The 20,430-nt window shown below is 69.0% G+C and carries 22 protein-coding genes; 10 read left to right on the top strand and 12 right to left on the bottom strand.

The window, feature by feature from the left end:
* Positions 1 to 40: 40 nt before the first annotated feature.
* Complete coding sequence (locus LY44_RS01110) at positions 41 to 1,306, top strand: glutamate-5-semialdehyde dehydrogenase (protein ID WP_055212315.1); 1,266 nt, start codon at positions 41 to 43, stop codon at positions 1,304 to 1,306.
* A 10-nt stretch (positions 1,307 to 1,316) separates the two neighbouring features.
* On the opposite strand, the gene LY44_RS01105 is transcribed toward LY44_RS01110, so the two are convergent.
* Complete coding sequence (locus LY44_RS01105; protein WP_055212317.1) at positions 1,317 to 1,949, bottom strand: histidine phosphotransferase family protein; 633 nt, start codon at positions 1,947 to 1,949, stop codon at positions 1,317 to 1,319.
* Between the two features lie 40 nt (positions 1,950 to 1,989).
* Between LY44_RS01105 and LY44_RS01100 the strand changes: the two genes are divergently transcribed.
* From LY44_RS01100 to LY44_RS01090, 3 genes are all read left to right on the top strand, one after another.
* Positions 1,990 to 2,169, top strand: a complete 180-nt coding sequence (locus tag LY44_RS01100; protein ID WP_055212319.1) for a DUF3553 domain-containing protein — start codon at positions 1,990 to 1,992, stop codon at positions 2,167 to 2,169.
* A gap of 140 nt (positions 2,170 to 2,309) precedes the next feature.
* Complete coding sequence (locus LY44_RS01095; RefSeq protein ID WP_055212320.1) at positions 2,310 to 3,089, top strand: GNAT family N-acetyltransferase; 780 nt, start codon at positions 2,310 to 2,312, stop codon at positions 3,087 to 3,089.
* The gene (locus tag LY44_RS01090; protein ID WP_081024506.1) at positions 3,086 to 3,916 is read left to right on the top strand and encodes a lysophospholipid acyltransferase family protein; all 831 of its coding nucleotides are present in this window, start codon (positions 3,086 to 3,088) and stop codon (positions 3,914 to 3,916) included. The genes LY44_RS01095 and LY44_RS01090 overlap by 4 nt, the downstream gene beginning before the upstream one ends.
* Here the strand turns inward: LY44_RS01090 and LY44_RS01085 are convergent.
* Both LY44_RS01085 and LY44_RS01080 read right to left on the bottom strand, forming a co-directional pair.
* Positions 3,841 to 4,119 (bottom strand): ribbon-helix-helix domain-containing protein, encoded by a 279-nt coding sequence (locus LY44_RS01085; RefSeq protein ID WP_055256457.1) that lies wholly within the window; start codon positions 4,117 to 4,119, stop codon positions 3,841 to 3,843. The genes LY44_RS01090 and LY44_RS01085 overlap by 76 nt on opposite strands.
* Entirely contained in the window at positions 4,116 to 4,310 is a 195-nt protein-coding gene (locus tag LY44_RS01080; protein ID WP_055212322.1) for a DUF4169 family protein, read from the bottom strand. Before LY44_RS01080 ends, LY44_RS01085 begins: the two co-directional genes overlap by 4 nt.
* A 111-nt stretch (positions 4,311 to 4,421) precedes the next feature.
* Here LY44_RS01080 and LY44_RS01075 point away from each other — a divergent pair, with 111 nt between their 5' ends.
* Together LY44_RS01075 and LY44_RS01070 are read left to right on the top strand one after the other, a co-directional pair.
* Positions 4,422 to 4,865: a GNAT family N-acetyltransferase gene (locus LY44_RS01075; protein WP_055212324.1), complete on the top strand. Its 444-nt coding sequence runs from the start codon at positions 4,422 to 4,424 to the stop codon at positions 4,863 to 4,865.
* A 160-nt stretch (positions 4,866 to 5,025) separates the two neighbouring features.
* Positions 5,026 to 5,709 carry an exopolysaccharide biosynthesis protein gene (locus tag LY44_RS01070; protein ID WP_081024505.1) on the top strand — a complete coding sequence of 228 codons (684 nt, stop codon included), beginning with the start codon at positions 5,026 to 5,028 and terminating at the stop codon, positions 5,707 to 5,709.
* Between the two features lie 59 nt (positions 5,710 to 5,768).
* Here LY44_RS01070 and ilvD read toward each other — a convergent pair whose 3' ends face one another.
* The 3 genes from ilvD to LY44_RS01055 form a co-directional block, all read right to left on the bottom strand.
* A complete protein-coding gene (gene ilvD, locus LY44_RS01065) occupies positions 5,769 to 7,604 on the bottom strand; it encodes a dihydroxy-acid dehydratase (protein ID WP_055212326.1) in 1,836 nt (611 codons plus the stop codon).
* A 356-nt stretch (positions 7,605 to 7,960) separates the two neighbouring features.
* Positions 7,961 to 9,139 (bottom strand): acetyl-CoA C-acyltransferase, encoded by a 1,179-nt coding sequence (locus tag LY44_RS01060; protein ID WP_201778594.1) that lies wholly within the window; start codon positions 9,137 to 9,139, stop codon positions 7,961 to 7,963.
* A gap of 11 nt (positions 9,140 to 9,150) precedes the next feature.
* Positions 9,151 to 9,918, bottom strand: coding sequence for a 3-hydroxyacyl-CoA dehydrogenase (locus LY44_RS01055; RefSeq protein ID WP_055212329.1), 768 nt, complete (start codon positions 9,916 to 9,918; stop codon positions 9,151 to 9,153).
* 161 nt (positions 9,919 to 10,079) lie between these two features.
* Between LY44_RS01055 and ybaK the strand changes: the two genes are divergently transcribed.
* The 3 genes from ybaK to LY44_RS01040 all read left to right on the top strand — a co-directional run bounded on the left by ybaK (position 10,080) and on the right by LY44_RS01040 (position 12,790).
* Entirely contained in the window at positions 10,080 to 10,559 is a 480-nt protein-coding gene (gene ybaK / locus LY44_RS01050) for a Cys-tRNA(Pro) deacylase (protein ID WP_055212331.1), read from the top strand.
* 103 nt (positions 10,560 to 10,662) lie between these two features.
* A complete protein-coding gene (locus LY44_RS01045) occupies positions 10,663 to 11,574 on the top strand; it encodes a lipid A deacylase LpxR family protein (protein WP_055212333.1) in 912 nt (303 codons plus the stop codon).
* A gap of 130 nt (positions 11,575 to 11,704) precedes the next feature.
* Complete coding sequence (locus tag LY44_RS01040) at positions 11,705 to 12,790, top strand: Hint domain-containing protein (protein WP_055212335.1); 1,086 nt, start codon at positions 11,705 to 11,707, stop codon at positions 12,788 to 12,790.
* Between the two features lie 223 nt (positions 12,791 to 13,013).
* Here LY44_RS01040 and LY44_RS01035 read toward each other — a convergent pair whose 3' ends face one another.
* From LY44_RS01035 to LY44_RS17525, 3 genes are read right to left on the bottom strand one after another with little or no spacing between them, the layout of a single operon-like run.
* Positions 13,014 to 14,279, bottom strand: a complete 1,266-nt coding sequence (locus tag LY44_RS01035; RefSeq protein ID WP_055212337.1) for a peptidoglycan -binding protein — start codon at positions 14,277 to 14,279, stop codon at positions 13,014 to 13,016.
* 1 nt (position 14,280) lies between these two features.
* Complete coding sequence (locus LY44_RS01030) at positions 14,281 to 15,486, bottom strand: hypothetical protein (protein ID WP_055212339.1); 1,206 nt, start codon at positions 15,484 to 15,486, stop codon at positions 14,281 to 14,283.
* Positions 15,487 to 15,545: 59 nt separating this feature from the next.
* Complete coding sequence (locus LY44_RS17525; RefSeq protein WP_055212340.1) at positions 15,546 to 16,079, bottom strand: gamma-glutamylcyclotransferase; 534 nt, start codon at positions 16,077 to 16,079, stop codon at positions 15,546 to 15,548.
* A gap of 60 nt (positions 16,080 to 16,139) precedes the next feature.
* On the opposite strand from LY44_RS17525, the gene LY44_RS01025 reads away from it, so the two are divergent.
* Positions 16,140 to 17,129, top strand: a complete 990-nt coding sequence (locus LY44_RS01025; protein WP_055212342.1) for a DUF2125 domain-containing protein — start codon at positions 16,140 to 16,142, stop codon at positions 17,127 to 17,129.
* Here the strand turns inward: LY44_RS01025 and LY44_RS18195 are convergent.
* The 3 genes from LY44_RS18195 to hisC are packed head-to-tail and all read right to left on the bottom strand — an operon-like array spanning position 17,117 to position 20,312.
* Complete coding sequence (locus LY44_RS18195; RefSeq protein WP_223230699.1) at positions 17,117 to 18,295, bottom strand: extensin-like domain-containing protein; 1,179 nt, start codon at positions 18,293 to 18,295, stop codon at positions 17,117 to 17,119. The two genes, LY44_RS01025 and LY44_RS18195, sit on opposite strands and share 13 nt — an antisense overlap.
* Positions 18,295 to 19,224, bottom strand: coding sequence for a prephenate/arogenate dehydrogenase family protein (locus tag LY44_RS01015; RefSeq protein ID WP_055212344.1), 930 nt, complete (start codon positions 19,222 to 19,224; stop codon positions 18,295 to 18,297). Before LY44_RS01015 ends, LY44_RS18195 begins: the two co-directional genes overlap by 1 nt.
* Positions 19,221 to 20,312, bottom strand: coding sequence for a histidinol-phosphate transaminase (gene hisC / locus LY44_RS01010; protein ID WP_055212345.1), 1,092 nt, complete (start codon positions 20,310 to 20,312; stop codon positions 19,221 to 19,223). The genes LY44_RS01015 and hisC overlap by 4 nt, the downstream gene beginning before the upstream one ends.
* Between the last annotated feature and the right edge of the window lie 118 nt (positions 20,313 to 20,430).

The raw sequence follows: 20,430 nt of genomic DNA, 5'->3' as shown, positions 1-20,430 counted from the left end.
CCCCTTCGTGGCGTATCACGCGCCCAACGGAGGATGTCTGATGCGCGACGAGCTGGATGCGAAAACCCTGATCGACACCATGGGCCGGGCGGCCCGGGCCGCGGCGGCCGAGCTGGCCTTTGCCCCGGCGCCGCGCAAGGAGGCCGCGCTGATCGCCGCCGCCGAGGCCGTCGCCGCCCGCAAGGACGAAATCCTGGCCGCCAATGCCGAAGACATGGTCTTTGGCCGTGAAAAAGGCCTTTCCCCCGCGATGATGGACCGGCTGATGCTGGACGAGGGCCGTATCCGCGGCATCGTCGCGGGGCTGCGCGCGGTCGCTGCGCAACGCGATCCGGTGGGCGAGGTGATCGCCGAATGGGACCGGCCGACGGGGCTGCACATCCAGCGCGTCCGCACGCCTTTGGGCGTGATCGGGGTGATCTACGAATCGCGCCCGAATGTGACGGCGGATGCGGGCGCGCTCTGTCTCAAGGCGGGCAATGCGGTGATCCTGCGCGGCGGCTCGGAAAGCTTCCATTCCTCGCGCGCCATTCACGCCTGCATGGTCGAGGGTCTGAAGGCGGCCGGGCTTCCGCAAGCGGCGATCCAGCTTGTCCCCACCCGTGAGCGCGCCGCCGTGGCCGAGATGCTGCGCGCGGTGGCCCATATCGACGTGATCGTGCCGCGCGGCGGCAAGGGGCTGGTGGGCCTTGTGCAGGCCGAGGCGCGGGTGCCGGTTTTCGCGCATCTGGAGGGCATCTGTCACATCTACGCCGATGCCGAGGCCGATCTGGAGAAAGCCCGCCGTGTGGTGGTGAATGCGAAAACCCGCCGGACGGGCATTTGCGGCGCGATGGAATGCCTGCTGATCGACCGGGCGTTTTACGAAAGACACGGCGCGGTGCTGATCGAAGACCTGATCGCCAAGGGCGTCGAGATGCGGGTTTCGGTCGATCTGGCGCATATCCCGGGCACCAAACCCGCGGCCGAGGAGGATTTCGGCCGCGAATTCCTCGACATGATCTGCGCGGCGAAGCTCGTGGACGGGGTGGACGGCGCCATCGACCATATCCGCCGTTATGGGTCGAGCCACACCGAATCGATCCTGACGGAAAACGACGCCACCGCGGCGCGGTTCTTCGAACGGCTCGACAGCGCCATTCTGATGCGCAATGCCTCGACCCAGTTCGCCGATGGCGGCGAATTCGGCATGGGGGCGGAAATCGGCATCGCCACCGGCAAGCTGCATGCGCGCGGCCCGGTGGGGGCCGAGCAGCTGACCTCGTTCAAATATCTGGTGCGCGGCGACGGGACGATCCGGGCCTAGGGCCAAAGGCTCAGAACCGGATCTCGACGCCCGTCTCGGCCACCTCCCAGACGACGCGCCGCCCCTGATGCCCGGCCTCGCGCGGCAAGAGCAGGAACTGCACCTGCGCCGGGGAGACCGTGGCAAGACTGCCCGAAAGCCGCGCCCAGAGCTCGGGATCGGGCTTGGTGCGCTTGGCCTGGGCGACCAGACGCCATTCGCCGTCTTCTTCCGAGATCACGACTTCGCCACCCCAGGGCAGCGCGGGCTCCAGGCACAAGAGCCCGAGGAAGATCAGTTTCACCACCCGGCGCGACTGGTCGCCCGCGCCAAGCCAGTGGTATTTCAGCCGCCCCCCGCGCGAGATTTCCTCAAGCACGCCAAGGATTTCCGGGGTGCCGATGCGCTGATCGGCCGAGGCCTGGCCAAAGGCGATGCGGAAGAACTTGATCCGCGCATTGGCCGCCGCGACGCTTTCGGAAATCAGCTGCACTTCGGGGCTGTCGGCCAGCCCGGACATGGTCAGCAATTCCACCCCGTTGCCGATCGCCCCCAAAGGGCTGATAAGGTCGTGGCAGAGTCGCGACCCGACAAGAGCAACAAGATCGGCCTCGGTAGGCGCGGTCTCGGGCGGCGGGGCAGGGACGAAGGCGTCATGGGTCATGGTGGATTTCCCTTTCGGGGGTCGCCGAAGCGAGGGCAGGATGAACGCGTTTCTGGAACCGGGGATGCTGGTGAAAAACCCCCAGGCCCCCGATTGGGGGCTGGGACAGGTGCAGTCGCGCGTCGGCGACAGGGTGACGGTCAATTTCGAACATGCAGGCAAACAGGTGATCGACGGGCGACGGGTGCAGCTTGCCCTCGTTATTCCCGACCAAGGTTGATAAAAGGTTAACAGCTTTAAGAATGGTTAACAGCCCCGCCTCACGGCCCGGACCCTTTCGCCGTGCGGGGCATGTGTCCCGCGTCATTGCAGCCTTGCGCGCGGGCGCGTACACGTGAACGCAGACGGAAGGCTTTGAGCATGGCGGCAGCACCGCTTTCTTATGAAATCAGATTGGCGCGGGATGCACAGGAGATCAGGGCCTCGCAACGGCTGCGCTATGCCGTTTTCGTCGAGGAACTGGGCGGGGCGGGGCCGCTGATCGATCACGAAAACCGGCTCGAAGCCGATGAATTCGACCCGCTTTACGACCATCTCGTGCTGATCGACACGGCGCGGCCTGAAGACGATCTGGATCGGGTGGTGGCGGCGTACCGGCTGTTGCGCTCGGACCGGGCGGCCGAGATCGGGCGCTTTTACTGCGATGCGGAATATGATCTGACGCCGCTGCGCGCCTCGGGACGGCGGCTCTTGGAGCTGGGGCGGTCTTGCGTGCATCCCGATCACCGCGGCGGCGCGGCGATGCTGATGCTGTGGAATGCGCTGGCCGATTACGTTCTGGCGCATGAGATCGAGATCCTGTTCGGCGTCGCCTCGTTTCACGGCACCGATGTCGCGGCGCTGCGACAGCCGCTCTCCTGGCTGCATCACCACCATCTTGCCCCCGAGGGGCTGCGCCCGCGCGCGACGCAGTTTCAAAACATGGATCTGGTGCCGAAAGAGGCGCTGGACCGGCGCGCGGCGCTCGATGCGATGCCCAATCTGATCAAGGCCTATCTGCGGCTGGGCGGTTTCGTCGGCGAGGGCGCCTTTGTCGACCGGCCCTTCAACACCACCGATGTCATGCTTTTGATGGATACGCAGGCGATGTCGGAAAAGCACCGGGAGTTCTATACCCGACGGGCGGAGGGGCGCGGATGACACGGCCGATCTGGATGGGCGACGAACCGCCGCCCGAGAAGCCCCCGACGCTGGCGGGGCGGGCGCGGCTGATCCTGCGCGGCGGGCCGATGGCGTTGGTGCTGCTGCTCGGGCTGGCCCTGCATCTCGCGCTGCGGCTGATCGAGCGGCCGCTGCATGGCGGGCACCGGCCCTGGACCCCGGCGATCACCACCGTCGTCTGCCGGATCTGCCTCGCCATCCTCGGGCTGCGCTATTCCGTGCGCGGCCGCCCCATGCGGCATATTGGCGCCGTCGTCGCCAACCACACCGGCTGGCTCGACATCTTCACCCTGAACGCCTGCCAGCGGCTTTATTTCGTCTCCAAGGCCGAGGTGGCGGGCTGGCCCTTCATCGGCTGGCTGGCCCGCGCCACCGGCACCGTCTTCATTCGCCGCGACCCGCGCGAGGCGAAGGCGCAGCAGGCGCTGTTCGAGGGCCGCATCCGCGACGGCCACCATCTGCTGTTCTTCCCCGAGGGCACCTCGACCGACGGGCTGCAGGTGCTGCCGTTCAAGACGACGCTGTTTGCCGCCTTTTACACCCACGGGCTGGACAAGGTGATGCAGATCCAGCCCGTCACGGTGAATTACACCGCCCCCGAGGGCGAGGATCCGCGGTTTTACGGCTGGTGGCGGGACATGCCCTTTGCCGCGCATCTGGCCAAGGTGCTCTCGGTCGCCCGGCAGGGCGCGGCCGAGGTGGTGTTCCACGCGCCGCTCGATGTGTCGGACTATCCCTCGCGCAAGGATCTGGCGGCGGCCTGCGAAGCCGCGGTGCGCTCGGGGCTGGTGCAGCGGTCGCGGTAGTGGCGCAACACCGCAAGCCGGATCGCCGTGGCCAGCCCGGTGCCCGGATCGCGGCCGGCGTCGATCTCGCGTGCGGCCTCGTTCAGGCCAAGGCCGCGGGCGGCGGCCAGCTCCTTGAAACCGGTCCAGAACGCGTCCTCGAGCGAGACCGAGGTGCGGTGCCCGCCCAGCGTCAGCGAATGTTTGCGCGGCGCCTCGCTCACGCCTCGTCCCCGGAGTCGTCGGCGCGCCGATGCGCCTCAAGCGCGGCGCGAGCCCGGGCGGCCTCGGCCTCTTCCAGCTTTTTTTGCGCCTTGGTGCGGCCGAATTTGGCGGCATTGGCATCGGCCGCGGCCTTGGCCTCGGCGCGGGCGGCTTGCTTGCGGAAACGGTTCAGATTGACGATCTCGGCCATGGCGCAGCATCGCACGGGGCCGGGTTTCGTGCAATCCGGGCCGTGATCGCCCGTTTTGCCCGCTTGCCGTCGCCATCTGCCTGCGCTTCCCTGTGCCAAAGGAGACCGCCGATGACCCTGACCATTGCCCCCGTCACCCCCGCCGACCGCCCCGATTGGGAGGCCCTGTTCCGGGCCTATGCCGCGTTTTATCGCACCGATGCCACCGCGGCCGAGGCTCGGGTCTGGGACTGGATCCAGTCCGAAACCGAGCCCTATTGGGCCGACATTGCCCGCGACGCGGATGGCACCGCGCTGGGTCTCGTGCAATATTCGCTGATGCATCGCTCGCTCTCGGGCGGGATGGTGGTCTATTTGAGCGACCTGTTCACCCTGCCGCAGGCGCGCGGCAAGGGCGTCGGCCGGGCGCTGATCGACCATGTCCGGGCTTTTGCACGCGGCCGCGGCTACAGCTCGGTGCGCTGGCTGACGGCGGAGACGAACACCCCGGCGCGGGCGCTTTATGACAGCTATGCCCCGGCCTCGGGTTTCATCCTTTACGCCGTCACCCCCTGAACGGCCCGGGCGCAACAATCGGCTGCCGCGGACTTGCGCGCCGCGAAGGGGCGGCCTATCTGCGAGATATCCTCTTCTGACCCTTGTGATTCCCGCTCATGTCGTGCCGAATTGCCATGTGCCCCGCTTCCCTGACCGGCAGTCCCCCGGGGCGCCGCGCATGAGCCGGATGTCCGGCCCCGCCGCCCGGGCCCGCGCCCGGGCCGTCGCCGCGAAGCTGCGCGCGCGTCTGGCGCGTCAGCCGCGGCCCGAGCGGCTGTCGGATCTGCTGACGGAACTGGCCGAGGATCAGGGCCGCGAAAGGATCGCGCTTTCCGATTTGCTCGACCGGCTCAGCGTGCGCGCCTTCGGCCCGCTTCTGGTGATCTTTTCGCTGCCGAACGTGCTGCCGACGCCGCCGGGGACCTCGGCCGTGCTGGGGCTGCCGCTGATCTTCCTGACCTTTCAGATGCTGATCGGCGGGCCGCCGCGGTTTCCCGCCTTCATCGCCACACGCTCGATCGCGCGGGCGGATTTCGCCCGTCTGGCGGCGGTGGTCGTGCCGCGGCTCTTGCGCGCCGAGAAGATGCTGCAACCGCGGCTGAGCTTCCTGTCCTCGCGCTGGGCCGAGCAGGGGCTGGGGCTTCTGGCGCTGGTGCTGGCGATCGTCCTGACGCTGCCGATCCCGCTTGGCAATATCGGTCCGGCCTTCGCGCTGGCGCTGATCGGCATCGGCCTGTTCGAGCGGGACGGGCTTTGGGTGATGGCCGGGGTGGTGGCGGGGCTGGGCGCGCTGGCGCTGGTGCATGGGGTGATCTGGGCGATGATCGCCGCCGCCGCGCATGTCTTGCACACCTGGTCCTGAGGATCGGCGATGAAAAAGGCCCCCGCGGCGGGGGCCTGTTCCCTGCGCCGATGCCGCGATCACTTCGGCAGGATGCGCACGCCACCCTTTGCCGCCGAAGACGCGAACATCGCATAGGCCCTGAGCGCGGTCGAGACCTGGCGCGGACGCGGCGCCGCGGGCGTCCAGGGCAGCGGCCCCTTGGCGGCGCGCCGCGCGTCCAGCACCGCCTCGGCCACCGCCAGATGGATGCTGCGGTTCGGAATGTCGATCTCGATCACGTCGCCGGTTTCCACCAGACCGATCAGCCCGCCTTCCTCGGCCTCGGGGCTGACATGGCCGATCGAGAGCCCCGAGGTCCCGCCCGAGAAGCGGCCATCGGTCAGCAGGGCGCATTTCTTGCCCAGGCCTTTCGATTTCAGATAGCTGGTCGGGTAAAGCATCTCCTGCATGCCGGGGCCGCCGCGCGGGCCTTCGTAGCGGATCACCACCACCTCGCCCTCGGTGACCTTGCCGGTCAGGATGCCGGAGACCGCATCGTCCTGGCTTTCAAAGACTTTTGCCGTGCCGGTGAATTTCAGGATCGACGGGTCCACGCCCGCCGTCTTCACGATGCAGCCATTCAGCGCGATATTGCCGAACAGCACCGCCAGACCGCCGTCCTTTGAGAACGCATGTTCGGCCGCGCGGATCACGCCCGACTGACGGTCGCGGTCGACCTCCTTGTAGCGGTTTTGCGTCGAAAACGCCTCGGTGGTGCGCACGCCGCCCGGCGCGGCGCGGTAGAAGCTGTCGACGGCCGGATCATTCGCCGTCATCACGTCCCAGGTCGCGATCGCCTCGCCCATCGAGGCGGAATGCACGGTGCGGGCGTCCAGATGCAGCAGCCCCGCCCGGCCCATTTCGCCCAGAATCCCCATGATGCCACCGGCGCGGTGCACGTCTTCCATGTGCACGTCCTGTTTCGCCGGAGCGACCTTGCACAGCACCGGCACCTTGCGCGACAGCCGGTCGATGTCGTCCATGGTGAAATTCACCTCGCCTTCGTAGGCGATGGCCAAGAGGTGCAGCACGGTATTGGTGGAGCCGCCCATCGCGATATCAAGGCTCATGGCGTTCTCAAACGCCTGCCGGGTGGCGATGTCGCGCGGCAGAAGGCCCGGTTCGTTGCCCTCGTAGTGGCGCTTGGTGATGTCGACGATGCGCCGCCCGGCTTCGAGGAACAGCGCCTTGCGGTCGGCATGGGTCGCCAGCATCGAGCCGTTGCCGGGCAGCGCCAGACCCAGCGCCTCGGCCAGACAGTTCATCGAATTGGCGGTGAACATGCCGGAACAAGATCCGCAGGTCGGGCAGGCGGCTTTCTCGATCGCCTCGACCTGTTCATCGGTGTAGCTGTCGTCGGCGGCCACCACCATCGCATCGACCAGATCCAGGTCATGGTCGATCACGTCGGGGCTGATCTTGCCCGCCTCCATCGGCCCGCCGGAAACGAAGATGACGGGGATGTTCAGCCGCATCGCCGCCATCATCATGCCGGGGGTGATCTTGTCGCAGTTCGAGATGCAGACCATCGCATCGGCGCAGTGGCCGTTGACCATGTATTCGACGCTGTCGGCAATCACCTCGCGCGAGGGGAGCGAATAGAGCATCCCGTCATGGCCCATGGCGATGCCGTCATCGATGGCGATGGTGTTGAATTCCTTGGCGACCCCGCCCGCGGCCTCGATTTCGCGCGCGACCATCTGGCCAAGGTCCTTCAGATGCACGTGCCCCGGCACGAACTGGGTGAAGGAGTTGACGACGGCGATGATCGGCTTGCCGAAATCGCCATCCGTCATGCCGGTCGCGCGCCAGAGGCCACGCGCCCCCGCCATGTTGCGGCCATGGGTCGATTTGCGGGAACGATAATGCGGCATCTGGCGTCTCCGGGCTGGCTTTGGCTTGCGCTCTTCTAGCGCAGGCCGGGGGGCGATGCCAACCCGAAGCCTTGCGACATGAACACGAAGCCTTGCGGTGCGGGGCAAATTGGCTGCCGTCGATCTCGGGCGGAAAAGGAAAGGCATCGCCTTTCCCCGCCCGCCGGTGAGCCCGCGTCCCGGGGACCGTTTCCGGCAAGCGCAACAGAGGCCGGCGCCTGCCCCGGCGGGCGAGAAGCGCCCGCCATGGGCGGGGCGGGCGCTGGCCGAGGGCCTTTGGGCCCCCGGCGGTCCCGGGGCCTCTGTCTCGCATGGCCAAGGCGATGGCCTTGGCCAACGAGCCGCACGAACCCGGCCTACGCCATCAGCTCGACCGCCATCGCCGTGGCCTCGCCGCCACCGATGCAGAGCGTCGCGACGCCGGTTTTCAGCCCGTGCGTCCGCAGCGCCGCAATCAGCGTCACCAGCACCCGCGCCCCCGAGGCGCCGATCGGATGCCCCAAAGCACAGGCGCCACCATGCAGGTTCACCCGTTCCTGCGGCAGGTCCAGCGCCCGCATCGCCGCCATGGCGACCACCGCGAAAGCCTCGTTCACCTCGAACAGATCGACCGCGCGCAGATCCAGATCGAGCTTTCCCGACAGCTTCCTCAGCGCGCCGATCGGCGCCGTCGGAAACAGGTTCGGCGCATCGGCATGGGTCGCATGGCCCAGCACCCGGGCCAAGGGCGTCAGCCCGCGGGCCTCGGCTTCCGAGGCGCGCATCAGCACCAGCGCCGCCGCCCCGTCCGAGATCGAGGAGGAATTCGCCGCCGTCACCGTGCCGCCCGGCCGGAAAGCCGGTTTCAGCGTCGCGATCTTGTCCAGCCGCGCCTTGCCGGGCTGCTCGTCGGTGTCCACCCGGACCTCGGTCTTGCCCGAAATCACCACCGGCGCGATTTCCGCCGCGAAATGCCCCGCCGCAATCGCCGCCTGCGCCCGGGTCAGCGAGGCGATGGCGTAATCGTCCTGCGCCTGTCGGGTGAACCCGAACGCTTCGGCGCAATCCTCGGCAAAGGTGCCCATCAACCGGCCGCGGTCATAGGCATCTTCAAGCCCGTCCAGAAACATGTGGTCAAGCACCTGCCCATGCCCCAGCCGCAGCCCGCCGCGGGCTTTCGGCAGCAGATAGGGGGCATTCGTCATGCTCTCCATCCCGCCCGCCAGCACGACACGCGCCGAACCGGCCAGCAACAGGTCATGGCCCAGCATCGCCGCCTTCATGCCCGAGCCGCACATCTTGTTGACCGTCGTCGCGCCCGCCGCAAGCGGTAGACCCGCCTTCAGCGCCGCCTGCCGCGCCGGGGCCTGTCCCTGACCCGCGGGCAGGACGCAGCCCATCAGCACTTCGTCGACATCTTCGGCGGGGATGCCCGCCCGCGACAGCGCCGCGCCAAGCGCCACCGCGCCCAGATCGGCGGCGGCAAGATCGGCAAAAGCGCCCTGAAACCCGCCCATCGGCGTGCGGGCCGCCCCCACGATCACCACCGGATCCATCGTCTCCCCCGTCATTTCGCCGCCATCCGCAAAGCGCCGTCAAGCCGCAGCACCTCGCCGTTCAGCATCTGGTTTTCGCAGATGTGACGCACCAGCGCGGCATATTCCGCGGGGTCCCCCAGCCGGTTCGGAAAGGGGACCGAGGCGCCCAGACTGTCCTGCACCTCCTGCGGCAGACCCGCCATCATCGGCGTGCGGAAAATCCCCGGCGCCACCGTGACGACGCGGATGCCATGCCGGGCGAGTTCGCGCGCGGCCGGAAGCGTCAGCGCCGCCACGCCGCCCTTGGACGCGGCATAGGCCGCCTGTCCGATCTGCCCGTCAAAGGCCGCGATCGAGGCGGTGTTGACGATCACCCCGCGCTCGCCGCCCGGGCCGGGGGCATTGCCCGCCATCGCCTCGGCGGCCAGCCGCAGCATGTTGAAGGTGCCGACAAGGTTCACCGTCACCGCGCGGGCGAAACTGTCCAGCCGGTGCGGCCCCTCGCGGCCAAGGATCTTTTCGCCCGGCGCGATGCCCGCGCAATTCACCAGCGCATCCAGCCGCCCAAAGACCGAGACCGCCAGCGCGATGGCGGCCCTGCCGTCCGCTTCCTGCGCCACATCGGCACGGCAGAACCGCGAGGCCGCGCGCAGATCCGAGACCATCGCCATCCCGGCCTCGGCGTTCAGATCGACGATCACCACCTTGCCGCCCGCATCGACGACCATCCGCGCCACGGCCGCCCCCAGCCCCGAGCCGCCGCCGGTGACGACAAACACCCTCTCTGAAATCTGCATCTTCTCCTCCCTTTCCCTGACGTCAAATCCTATCGGGCGGGGGGTGTCTGGCAACGGCAAAGGCGGGACATCCTGCGGTTGCGACGCAACGGAATCCGGGCGTTGACGGGGGCGTTGACGGCGGGCAGGGGTCTTGGCAAGACAGGGGAAAGGAGAGCCCGATGAGCACAGCCACCCCCGCCACCCGGGCGCTCGAGGCCGCCAAGGTGGCGTTCGAGCGGATCGAATATGACTACGTCGCCGGGCAGGACAAGATCGGCCTGCATGCGGCGGCGGCGATCGGCGCCGATCCGGCCGAGGTGCTTAAGACGCTGATGGTCGAGGTCGATGGCAAGCCCGCCTGCGCGGTGATCCCGTCGGATTGCACGCTCTCGATGAAGAAGGTGGCGGCGGCCTTCGGGGCCAAGGCGGCGGCGATGATGCCCGTCGACAAGGCCGAGCGGCTGACCGGCTTTCACACCGGGGGAATCTCGCCCTTCGGGCAGAAGAAGCGGGTGCCGGTGGCCTTCGAGGCCGCGGCGCTGGGGCAGGCGCAGATCGTCGTGAATGGCGGCAAGCGGGGGCTGATGGTGCGGCTGACCCCCGAGGCGGCGTTGACGGTCTCGGGCGGTCTGGCCCGGGATCTGATCGCCGCGCCCTGATCGCCCCGCCCTGATCGCCCCGGATGTCACGCCCGCGTCGCAGTTTCGCCGGAATTCGCCGCGATACCAAGGTTAACCCTTCCCCTCCGCCCTCTGGAGCCCCATGCCGCGCCTGATCCCGCTTGCTTTTGCCCTGCTTGGCCTGTTCGCCCTTGCCCCCGCCGCCCCGGCCGAGACCCGGCCGCTGGGCTTTGGCCATTTTCTCAACAACGATGCCTTGGGCGACGGCAAGGATCGCTGGCAGACCGGCTCTTACACGCTGTCGTGGCTGCGTGGCCCGGACTGGCAGGGGCACCTGCCCGGTCAGCCCTTCGAGATCCTCGAATACCGGCTGAGCGGGGCGGTGATCGCGCCCTCGCGGCTGAAAAGCCTGCGCGGCGATCGGCGTTATGTCGGCAAATCCGCGTTTTCGCTGCATACGCAGTTCGCCCCCACGCCGCAGACCGAGGCTGATCTGGGCCTTGGCCTGGTCTGGACCGGGCCCGCGAACGGGCTTTCCGAGGTGCAGCGCCAGCTGCATGATCTGCTGGGCGAACCCCGGCCGCGCGCCGCCGACAGCCAGCTGCCGAACCATCTTTACCCGACCGTCACGGCGGAAATCGCCCGGCCGATCGCGCTTGGCGGCGCCGAGCTGCGCCCCTTTGCCGAGGCGCGGGCGGGCGATGAAACCCTGCTGCGTCTGGGCGCCGATCTGGCCTTCGGGCAGCGCGAGCGGGGCGCGCTCTGGCTGCGCGACGAGATCACCGGGCAGCGCCATGTCGGCATCGGCGGCACCGATGCGGGCGGCACCGCCTTCGTGCTGGGGGCCGATGTCGCGCATCTCTTCGACAGCGCCTATCTGCCGGGCGGCTGGGGCGTCGCCCCGGAACAGACCCGCACCCGCCTGCGCGCCGGGATCTCGACGCGGCTGGGCCGGGTCGGGCTGTTTTACGGCCTCACCTGGCTTTCGCGCGAATTCGTCGGCCAGCCCGAGGGGCAGCTGGTCGGCTCGGTCCGGCTGCGGCTGCGATTCTGACTTTTTCGCGCCAGAACGTCCTTTCCTTGATCTGGGTCAAAATGGGGGATTCACAAGCCGAATCACCCATGTTAGGTTTTGCTTAATCAAGGACCGAAGGGTCCATAAAACGAGGCAGGACATACAGGCAATGAAGCCGGGCTATCTGGGCACCTTCGTGATCGCGTGGGACCAGACAGAGATCGACGGCGCCGCAGGCGCCCCGATCGAAAGCCTTGCGACCGGCGCCTGCTGGCGCTGGAGCGGCGAGGCGGTGCGGGTCGATGGCCCCACCGACCTGCTGATCCTAAGCGGGGCCGAGGGCAGCGAGGCGCTGCGCCAACGCGCCGCCAGGGTGGTGCGCCGCCTTCTGGGCGTGGCGATCGAGGGCGGCGACAGCGCCGCCTTTCGCGCCCGGGCCGATCTGCCCGAGCTTCCTGATCAAAGCTTTACCGTGACCGACGGCATTCGGGCCCATGACATCACGCTGATCGAACTGCCCGCGGCGCGGGCGCGTCTGCTGATGTTTGCGGGCGGTCTGCCGCCGCGCGACACCGATCTGTGGCTGGTCGAAAGCCGCGTCGATCCGCGCCCCGCGGGGCTGCGCCTGCCCGAGCCCGGGGTGATCTGTTTCACGCCCGGCACGTTGATCGACACCCCCGCCGGGCCGCACCCGGTCGAGACGCTGCGGCCCGGCGACCGGGTCCTGACGCGCGATGACGGCGCGCAGGAGATCTTGTGGATCGGCGCGCGGCGGATGAGCGGGGCCAGGCTTTACGCGCTGCCGCATCTGCGCCCAGTGCGACTTGGGGCGGTGCGGCTGCGGGCGGGGGCTTTCGGCCTGATCCGGCCCGGCGCCGATCTGCTGGTCTCGCCGCAGCATCGGCTGCTGGTGCGCGGCGCCGCGGCACGGGCGCTGTTCAACGAGCCCGAGGTACTGGTGCAGGCCTGCGATCTGGTCGATGACGCCGCGGTGCGGGTTGCGACCCGGCTGCCCGAGGTCACCTATCTGCATCTGCTGTTCGCGCGCCATCAGGTGATCCGGGCGAACGGGGTCGAGACCGAAAGCTTCCACCCCGCCGCGACCGAGGTCGAGAGCATCGCCGAGGATCAGCGACAGGCGCTGTTGCGGCTGTGCCCCGGGATCGACGCCGATCCGATGACCTACGGGCCCTTTGCGCGGCGCGTGCTGAGCGCCTCGGAAGCGGCGATCCTGCGCCACGATCTGGCGGCCTGAGCGACAGTTTCGGGCGAAAAGGAAACGCGATCCGCGTTTCCCGCCCGTCAGTGCAAGGCCCGTGGCAAGGCCGTTTCCCCAAGCATGACAGAGGCCAGCGCCCGCCATGGGCGGGGCGGACGCTGGCCGGGACGCTTTGGCGCCCCGGCGGTCCGAGGACCAATGTCTCGCGTGACCTCGGCGATTTCCTCGGTCATGGCAAGCCGCGGCAATAGAACTGCGCTTACCGTTCGGTCAGCTTCAGCTCGATGCGGCGGTTCTGTGCCCGGGCCTCGGGGCTTTTGCCCGCCGCCACCGGGCGGAATTCGCCAAAACCCGCCGCCGCCAGCCGCTTCGGCGCAAAGCCCTGCGCCTCGATCAGATATTTCACCACCGAAAGCGCGCGCGCCTGCGACAGCTGCCAGTTGTCCTTGAACGCGCCCTGACCCGAGAGCGGCGTGTCATCGGTGAAGCCGTCCACCTCCAGCAGCCAGTCGATCTCGGGCGGGATCTCGGAGGCCAATTCGCGGAAGGTCTCGGCCACGCGCGAAATCTGCGCCTGCCCCTCGGGTGACAGATCGGCCGAGCCGGGCTGAAACAGCACCTCCGACGAGAACACGAAGCGGTCGCCCACCACCCGCACGCCCGCGCGCCCGTCCAAAAGCTGCGACATCCGGCCAAAGAATTCAGACCGATAGCGCGCCAGCTCCTTCGCCTCGGCCTCGGCTTTCTTGCGCGCCTCTTCCTCAAGGGCGGCGCGGCGTTTCTGTTCCGCCGCCACCTGCGCCAAGGCCGAATTGAGCTGGCTGCCCAATGCCTCGACCTGCACCTTGGCGTCGGCATCCCTCGCCTCGGCCGCATCCAGAACCGCTTGCAGATCAGACAGTTGCCCGCGCAGCGCCGCCACCTGCTGATTGAGCAGCGCGACCTGTTCCGCCTTGCGATCGCCCTCGGCCCGCGTCTCGGTCAGGGTCTTTTCCGCCAGCGCCTGCAGCGCCGCCTGCTTTTCGGCCGCGCTCAGCTGCACCTCAAGCCGACCCTGCAGATCCTTTTGCGCCGCCTCGGCCGCGGCCAGAAGCGTCAGCGTTTCCTCGGCCTTTTTGCGCGCGTCCTCCAGCTGCAACCGCGCCGCCGTCAAGGCCGTGTCCGAGGATTTCAGATCGCCCTGCAGGCCCGCGATCACTGCCTCCTGCGCCGTCTTGTCGGCCAAAAGCCCGGCCACCTGCGCCTCGAAGGCGGTGATCCGCGCCCCCGCAGCCTCCAGCCGCCCGGTCAGCGCCTCGGTCTGCGCCTGCTCCAGCGACAGCGCCTGCGCCAGCCCCGCCACCTGCGCCGAAAGCGCGTCCAGCTCATGATCCTTCGTCGTGATCGTGTCGCGCAGCATCGATTGCACCATCATGAAGATCGACAGCACGAAGATCAGCACCATCAACAGCGCGCCCATCGCATCGACGAAGCCGGGCCAGACATTGGTGGTGAAACGCTGCCCGCGGCGGCCCGAGAGCGCCATCTCAGCCCTCCCCGCCGCGCGCCCGCGCCATCAGCGCCCGCGTCAGCGCCGCGAAGTCGTTGCGCAGATCGGCCATGCTTTCCTGCCGCCCGGCGGACATTTCCTCCAGCATCCGCGACATCTGCAGATCGATCGAGCGCAGCCGCATCCGCATTTCCGCATCGACATCCATCTCGGCATTGCGGTCGGCGGCACTTTGTTCGGCCAGCCGGTCCAGCGCCGCGATCAGCCGGTCCTGCCCCTCGGCCATCCGCGCCAAAGCCTCGGCCTGCCCGGCGCGGGTCTCGACCTCGGCGCCGAGCTTCTGCGCCAGATCGGCAAAGCCCTGTGTCAGCTGCGCCAGCCGCGTCTCGGTCTGCCCGCGGGCCTGTTCGGCGCGGATGAACAGCGTCTGCAGCGCGTCCATCTGCTCGGCCATGTGGTCCAGCACCCCCGCCACCGCCGAGGCCTCGCCCGCGCCTTCGGTCTCGGCCGAGGCGAAACTCAGCCGGGTGATCGAGGAAATCCAGTCCTCAAGCTCGCCGTAAAAGCGGTTCTGCCCATGGGTGGCGAAAAGCTCAAGCAGGCCCACGACCAGCGATCCGGCCAGACCCAGAAGCGAGGAGGAAAAGGCCGTGCCCATGCCGCCCAGCTGGCCCTCCAGCCCCGACATCAGCCGGGAAAAGACCGCGGTGGCGGGCTCGCCCTGTTGCGGGGCCAGCGCGCGGATCGTGTCGACGACGCCCGGAACGGTGGTGGCAAGGCCGTAGAACGTGCCCAGAAGACCCAGAAAAATCAGCAGGTTCGCCAGATAGCGGGTGATGTCGCGGGCCTCGTCGATCCGCGCCGCCACCGATTCAAGGATCGAGCGCGCAGCAGTCGTTGCGATGGTGCGGCTGGCCCCGCCGCGGCCCAGAAGCGCGGCCAAGGGCACCAGCATCTGCGGCGGGCGATACATCGGCCGGCCGGGGCGGTCGGCGGCGAAGCTCTCGATCCAGCTGACGGCTTTCACCAGCTGCACCACCTGCCAGAAACAGCCCAGCACGCCCAGCACGAAGACCCCGCCGATGAGCCCGTTGAGCAGCGGATTGGTCTGGAAGATCGGATAGATGCGGGCATAGGCCAGGAAGCCCCCCGCGCCGACCAGCCCCAGCACGACCAGCATCGAGACGATCTGTCGGACGGGTTGCGAAAACTGCGGGGCCTGGACCCGGACCGGTGCGCGCATGTTCTGCCTCTTGTGCTCGTTGCTGCAAGGATAGGCTGCGCGCGCCCCCCTGCCAAGCCTCAAGCCAGCAGCTCACGCACCCTTGCGGCCAGCGCCTCCAGATCGGGATCGGCAAGGCCGAGGCTGGCCAGATGCGCGGCGGTATTGAACAGGTAGTCCCGGTTCGGGCCGCGCGCGCCGACGGCATGGGCGATGGTCTGCGCCTGGGTCTCGAAATCGAGTGCGCAATACTGCGGCCCGGCGCGGTCGATGACATAGGTGATCGCCGTCACCTGCCGCCCGTCGGAAAGCCGCACCGGCAGCGCGCGTTCCAGATAGGCGTCGGTGACCAGTTCGCGGGCGCGGATCTCGGCCAGAATGCGGGCGGCCTCGGCCGCGGGGGCGCGCAGCGCAAGGCCGCGGCACCGGGCGCCCGCGGCAGCATCAAGGGCCAGCACCAGACCCGGCGCCGCGGGCGTGCCGCGGAAATGGATCGAATGCATGCAAAAGCTGCGATGCCAGCCGTCAAGCCGTGCCGGGCAGACCTCGGCCGGGGTGAAGCCGGGATCCCAGATCAGCGATCCGTAGCCGAAAATCCAGAGCGCTTCGGGCATGTCTGGCCCTCCTTGGTCCCGGGGGATAAAAGGAAGGCCGAGGTTTGGAAAGAGGCTGCAATGCGGGTCTGGGTTTGGGGCGTGGTTCTGGCGGGCGGGCTGGCGCTGGCCGATTGGGGCGCTGGGCAGGGGCTTGCGGCCTGGCTGCGCGCGGCGGTTGCGGGCTCGAAGACCGTCGCGGCGCAGGTTTCGGCCGAGGGTTTTCCGGCCCGGGTCGGCGTGCGGCTTGACGCGCCGCGTCTGACCGAGGCGGGCCGGACGGTCCTGGCGCTGGAGCGGGCAACGATCACCGCCCCGGTCTGGAACCCGCTGTCCTGGCGGCTTGATCTGCCGCTGCCGCAACGGATCATCCTGCAGGGCCTGCCCTTCGAGCTGACCGGCGCGGCGGCGGCGCTGCGCCTTGATCTGGCGCCCGGCCCTGAACTGCCGCTGGCCGGGATCGCGCTTGGCATCGACCGTCCGGCGCTGCGGGTCGAAGCGGCCGGGGCGCCTTCGCTTGCGGCCGAGAGCATCGCGCTGACCCTGCAGCCGACCGCGGATCCGCGCGTCTTCCGGCTGACCGGCGCCATCGCCGCGCCGGAACTGCCGCCCGGGCTGGCGGGGGCGCTCAGCCGTCAGGCCGGGCTTGCAACGCCCTTGCCCGACCGGCTTGATCGCATCGCGCTTGAGGCCGGGGTCGAGCTCGCGCAGCCGCCGGCGCTTTTGGCCCCGGCGCCCGTCGCGCTGACGGCGCTGGATCTGCGCCGGGCGGATCTGCTGTGGGGCGGGCACCGGATCGGCGTTTCCGGCCGCCTGAGCATCACCCCGGCGGGCTGGCCCGAGGGCACGCTGACGATCGCGCTTGGTGATTTTCCGGTCTGGCTCGATCTGGCCCTGGCCGCGGGTCTGGTGCCGCCCGAGCGCAAGACGATGCTGGCGGCGATGGGCGAGTATCTGGCGCGGCAAAGCCCGGACGGGTCGGTGCGGCTGCCGCTGTCCTTTGCGCAGGGCCGGATGAGCCTTGCGGCGATCCCGCTGGGCCCGGCGCCGCGGCTGGCTCAGCGGCAATAGGTGCCCGAGCGGTAGCGCTGCGTGTCCACATGGATGTGGTCCTGATGGTAGCGGTCGGCCTTGGGCCCCAGCACCGTGCCGAAGGGGCCGCAGGCCGCGGCATGGATCGCCTTGAAGATCCGCGGCTGGCTTTTCCAGCCGGTCTTCACATCCAGGGCCTGGCCGTTCTTCAGCACCAGCCCCATCAGGTCGATCGCCTTGCCGCGGCCATGTTCCGACAGTTTTGCGCCGCGCTGGTTGTTGCGCGGACGGCAGACATAGCCCGGCCCCACGTCCAGTTTCGCAACGCCGCCGCCCTTGCCGCCCACCGCCGGGACGATGCCGCGGTCGACCCAGCGCTTGAAGGCGGTGGCGGTGGCGCAATCGACGGTCATCGGCTGCGTCAGCCGGATGCCCGAGACCGCGGTGATCTTCACCGGCGCGGCGATGCCGCAGCCCGAGCCACGCCCGCCATTGCCGATCGGGGCCACCTCCTGCCCGATCAGGCCGGGCACGCCGCAGACCGCGCCGCGCGGGCCGGGCGCGGGGGCCGGGGCCTCGGGGACGGGGGCTTCGGGGGCGGGCGCGTTGCGCTTGCGCGGGGCGCCAAAGAGCCGGGACAGCACACCGCCCGGCGGCGGTTTCTGCGCCGCGGGCTGGGCCGGGGGGGCGACCGCGGCGGTCTTTTGCGGCGCGGCTTCGGGGGGCGGACCGGCGAGCGCCGCGGGGCGCGGTTTCGGGCGGTACCCCGCCAGCCGCGGATCGGCCTTCGGCGCCGGACCGGCTTCGGCCTCTGCGGGCGGTTCTGTCACCAGCCCCGCGGGCCGGGGTTTCGGATGCGCCCCGGCAAGGCGCGGATCGGCCGGGGGCGGCAGGCTTTCGGCCGGGGCGGTTGCGGCGATCGAGGCGGGCCGCGGTACCGGGTGACGGCCCGCGGGTGCGGGATCGGCGGCGCCCGCGGCCGGGGCGGGCTGCGGCGTGTCGAGCGGCGATTGCCCGGCGCTGGCGGGCAGCGCCACCCCGCCCGGGGTGGCCTTCGGCGCCGCAGGCAGGGGGGGGGCGGGCAGGGGGGCGGCGGTTGGCGGACGGGGGCGCGGCAGCGGCGAGGTCTTCAGGCTTTCGGCCGCAACGGGCCCACACGCCAGCGCCGTGATCAGCGCCAGCGCAAGGCTCCGAGGACCGCGCATCAGCGCGTCTCCGCCTTCGGCGGCGGCACGCGGCCGAAATCGGGGGCGGCGGTGTCCTGACCGGCCTCGATGATGCCGCGGCGGATCGCGCGGGTCTCGGTGAAATAGTCGAACAGCATCTGCCCGTCACCCATGCGGATGGCGCGTTGCAGCATGAACAGTTCCTCGGTGAAGCGGCCCAGAATGTCGAGCGTCGCCTCCCGGTTGGTCAGGAACACGTCGCGCCACATCGTCGGGTCGGAGGCCGCGATGCGGGTGAAATCGCGAAAGCCCGAGGCGGAATATTTGATCACCTCTTCCTGCGTCACCCGGCGCAGGTGGTCGGCCACGCCCACCATCGTGTAAGCGATCAGGTGCGGCGTATGCGAGACGACCGCCAGCACCAGATCGTGCCGGGCCACCTCCATCTCGTCGACATTGGCGCCCAGCGCGGTCAGGAAGGCTTTCAGCCGCGCCACTGCCGCCGGGTCGTTGCCCTCGAGCGGCGTCAGCAGCCACCAGCGGTTGACGAAGAGCGTCGCAAAGCCGGACCGCGGCCCGGAATGTTCGGTGCCCGCAAGCGGGTGACCGGGGATGAACTGCACATGGTCGGGCATGTGCGGGGCCACCGCCGCCACCACCGCCTGCTTGACCGAGCCGACATCGGTCACGGTGGCGCCCGCCGCCAGATGCGGCGCGATTTCCGCGGCAATCGCCGCCATCGCGCCCACCGGCACGCAAAGCACCACCAGATCGGCGTCTTTGACCGCTTCGGCGGCGGTGTCGAAAACCCGGTCGCAGAGGCCGATTTCCAGCGCCGTCGCCCGGGTCTCGGCCGATTTCGCATGGCCGATGATCTCGCCCGCCAGACCCTTTTCGCGCATCGCATGCGCCATCGAGGAGGCAATGAGCCCCAGCCCGATCAGGGCGACGCGCTTGTAGTGGGTCATGCCGAGGCGCCCGCCTTGAACAGCCCGATCATATGCGCCACGCGCCGGCACGAGGGCTCGTCGCCCACCGTGATGCGCAGGCAATGCGCCAGCCCGTAGCTGGCCACGCGCCGCACGATCAGCCCGTCCTTTTTCAGGAACTCGTCGCAGGCCTCGGCCTCGGCATCCGAGCCGAACCGCGCCAGCACGAAATTCGCCATCGAGGTGTCATTGGGCACGCCGCGTTCGGCCAGAGCCTCGGACAGCCAATGCCGCAGCCTTGCGTTTTCCGACCGCGACTGGGCGACCCAGTCCTGATCGCGCACCGCCGCCTCGGCGGTTTCCAGCTGCGAGGTCGAGAGGTTGAACGGATCGCGGATGCGGTTGAGCACATCGATGATGTCCTTCGGGCCGTAACCCCAGCCGATGCGCAGCCCGCCAAGACCGTAGATCTTGGAAAAAGTCCGCGTCATCATCACGTTGGGCAGACGCGAGGCCAGCTCGGCGCCGCCATCGTAGCCTTCGACATATTCCGCATAAGCACTGTCGATCACCAGCATCGCCTGTTTCGGGATGCCCATGGCCAGCCGTTCGAGTTCCGCCAGACCGACCATCGTGCCGGTCGGGTTGTTCGGGTTGGCGATGAAGACGAGCTTGGTCTTTTTTCCGCAAGCCTTCAGGATCGCGTCCACATCCAGCGTGCGTTCGCGTTCGGGCACCGAAACCGGCGTCGCCCCCGCGCCCAAGGCCGCGATGCGATACATCAGGAAGCCGTGTTCGCTGTGCACCACTTCGTCCTTCGGCCCGGCATAGGCGTTGACGATCATGCGGATGATTTCGTCGGAACCGACGCCGCAGATGATCCGCGCGGGGTCAAGCCCGTGCACGTCGCCGATCGCCTGACGCAGCGCGCCATGGTCGGTCGAGGGATAGCGGTGCAGCTTGTGCACCGTGCGCGAGAACGCCTCCTTGGCCCGGTCCGAGGCCCCGTGCGGGTTCTCGTTCGAGCTGAGCTTGATCGCATCGCTGATGCCGGCCACATGCGAAGCGCCGCCCTCGTAAAGGGCGATGTCGAGGATGCCGGGCTGGGGGCGGATCGGGTCTGTCATGATGAGGTCCTTGTCCTGGATGCCTCAATAGCCGGGGCAAAGCCGCATGGGAAGCGCTGTTTCAACCGGAAATACGCCTGAAAGCGGCGGTGAGGCCGTCAGACCGCAGCTCACCGAT

Source organism: Rhodobacter capsulatus (genome assembly GCF_003254295.1).
In the GTDB taxonomy this organism is placed as follows: domain Bacteria; phylum Pseudomonadota; class Alphaproteobacteria; order Rhodobacterales; family Rhodobacteraceae; genus Rhodobacter; species Rhodobacter capsulatus.
The sequence above is the reverse complement of the archived record's forward strand: the minus strand, read 5'-3'. Positions and strand labels throughout refer to the sequence as shown.

What these genes read in the sequence shown, in the direction of transcription:
- LY44_RS01035 (WP_055212337.1), bottom strand. Translation starts at nt 14,279, where the DNA reads ATGGCGCTCTCGGGCCGCCGCGGGCAGCGTTTCACCACCAATGTCTGG.
- LY44_RS01105 (WP_055212317.1), bottom strand. Translation starts at nt 1,949, where the DNA reads ATGACCCATGACGCCTTCGTCCCTGCCCCGCCGCCCGAGACCGCGCCT.
- LY44_RS01090 (WP_081024506.1), top strand. Translation starts at nt 3,086, where the DNA reads ATGACACGGCCGATCTGGATGGGCGACGAACCGCCGCCCGAGAAGCCC.
- LY44_RS01110 (WP_055212315.1), top strand. Translation starts at nt 41, where the DNA reads ATGCGCGACGAGCTGGATGCGAAAACCCTGATCGACACCATGGGCCGG.
- LY44_RS01100 (WP_055212319.1), top strand. Translation starts at nt 1,990, where the DNA reads ATGAACGCGTTTCTGGAACCGGGGATGCTGGTGAAAAACCCCCAGGCC.
- LY44_RS01075 (WP_055212324.1), top strand. Translation starts at nt 4,422, where the DNA reads ATGACCCTGACCATTGCCCCCGTCACCCCCGCCGACCGCCCCGATTGG.
- LY44_RS01060 (WP_201778594.1), bottom strand. Translation starts at nt 9,139, where the DNA reads ATGGATCCGGTGGTGATCGTGGGGGCGGCCCGCACGCCGATGGGCGGG.
- LY44_RS01015 (WP_055212344.1), bottom strand. Translation starts at nt 19,224, where the DNA reads ATGACCCACTACAAGCGCGTCGCCCTGATCGGGCTGGGGCTCATTGCC.
- LY44_RS01070 (WP_081024505.1), top strand. Translation starts at nt 5,026, where the DNA reads ATGAGCCGGATGTCCGGCCCCGCCGCCCGGGCCCGCGCCCGGGCCGTC.
- LY44_RS01045 (WP_055212333.1), top strand. Translation starts at nt 10,663, where the DNA reads ATGCCGCGCCTGATCCCGCTTGCTTTTGCCCTGCTTGGCCTGTTCGCC.
- LY44_RS17525 (WP_055212340.1), bottom strand. Translation starts at nt 16,079, where the DNA reads ATGCCCGAAGCGCTCTGGATTTTCGGCTACGGATCGCTGATCTGGGAT.
- LY44_RS01040 (WP_055212335.1), top strand. Translation starts at nt 11,705, where the DNA reads ATGAAGCCGGGCTATCTGGGCACCTTCGTGATCGCGTGGGACCAGACA.
- LY44_RS01080 (WP_055212322.1), bottom strand. Translation starts at nt 4,310, where the DNA reads ATGGCCGAGATCGTCAATCTGAACCGTTTCCGCAAGCAAGCCGCCCGC.
- LY44_RS01095 (WP_055212320.1), top strand. Translation starts at nt 2,310, where the DNA reads ATGGCGGCAGCACCGCTTTCTTATGAAATCAGATTGGCGCGGGATGCA.
- LY44_RS01025 (WP_055212342.1), top strand. Translation starts at nt 16,140, where the DNA reads ATGCGGGTCTGGGTTTGGGGCGTGGTTCTGGCGGGCGGGCTGGCGCTG.
- LY44_RS01030 (WP_055212339.1), bottom strand. Translation starts at nt 15,486, where the DNA reads ATGCGCGCACCGGTCCGGGTCCAGGCCCCGCAGTTTTCGCAACCCGTC.
- hisC (WP_055212345.1), bottom strand. Translation starts at nt 20,312, where the DNA reads ATGACAGACCCGATCCGCCCCCAGCCCGGCATCCTCGACATCGCCCTT.
- ybaK (WP_055212331.1), top strand. Translation starts at nt 10,080, where the DNA reads ATGAGCACAGCCACCCCCGCCACCCGGGCGCTCGAGGCCGCCAAGGTG.
- ilvD (WP_055212326.1), bottom strand. Translation starts at nt 7,604, where the DNA reads ATGCCGCATTATCGTTCCCGCAAATCGACCCATGGCCGCAACATGGCG.
- LY44_RS18195 (WP_223230699.1), bottom strand. Translation starts at nt 18,295, where the DNA reads ATGCGCGGTCCTCGGAGCCTTGCGCTGGCGCTGATCACGGCGCTGGCG.
- LY44_RS01055 (WP_055212329.1), bottom strand. Translation starts at nt 9,918, where the DNA reads ATGCAGATTTCAGAGAGGGTGTTTGTCGTCACCGGCGGCGGCTCGGGG.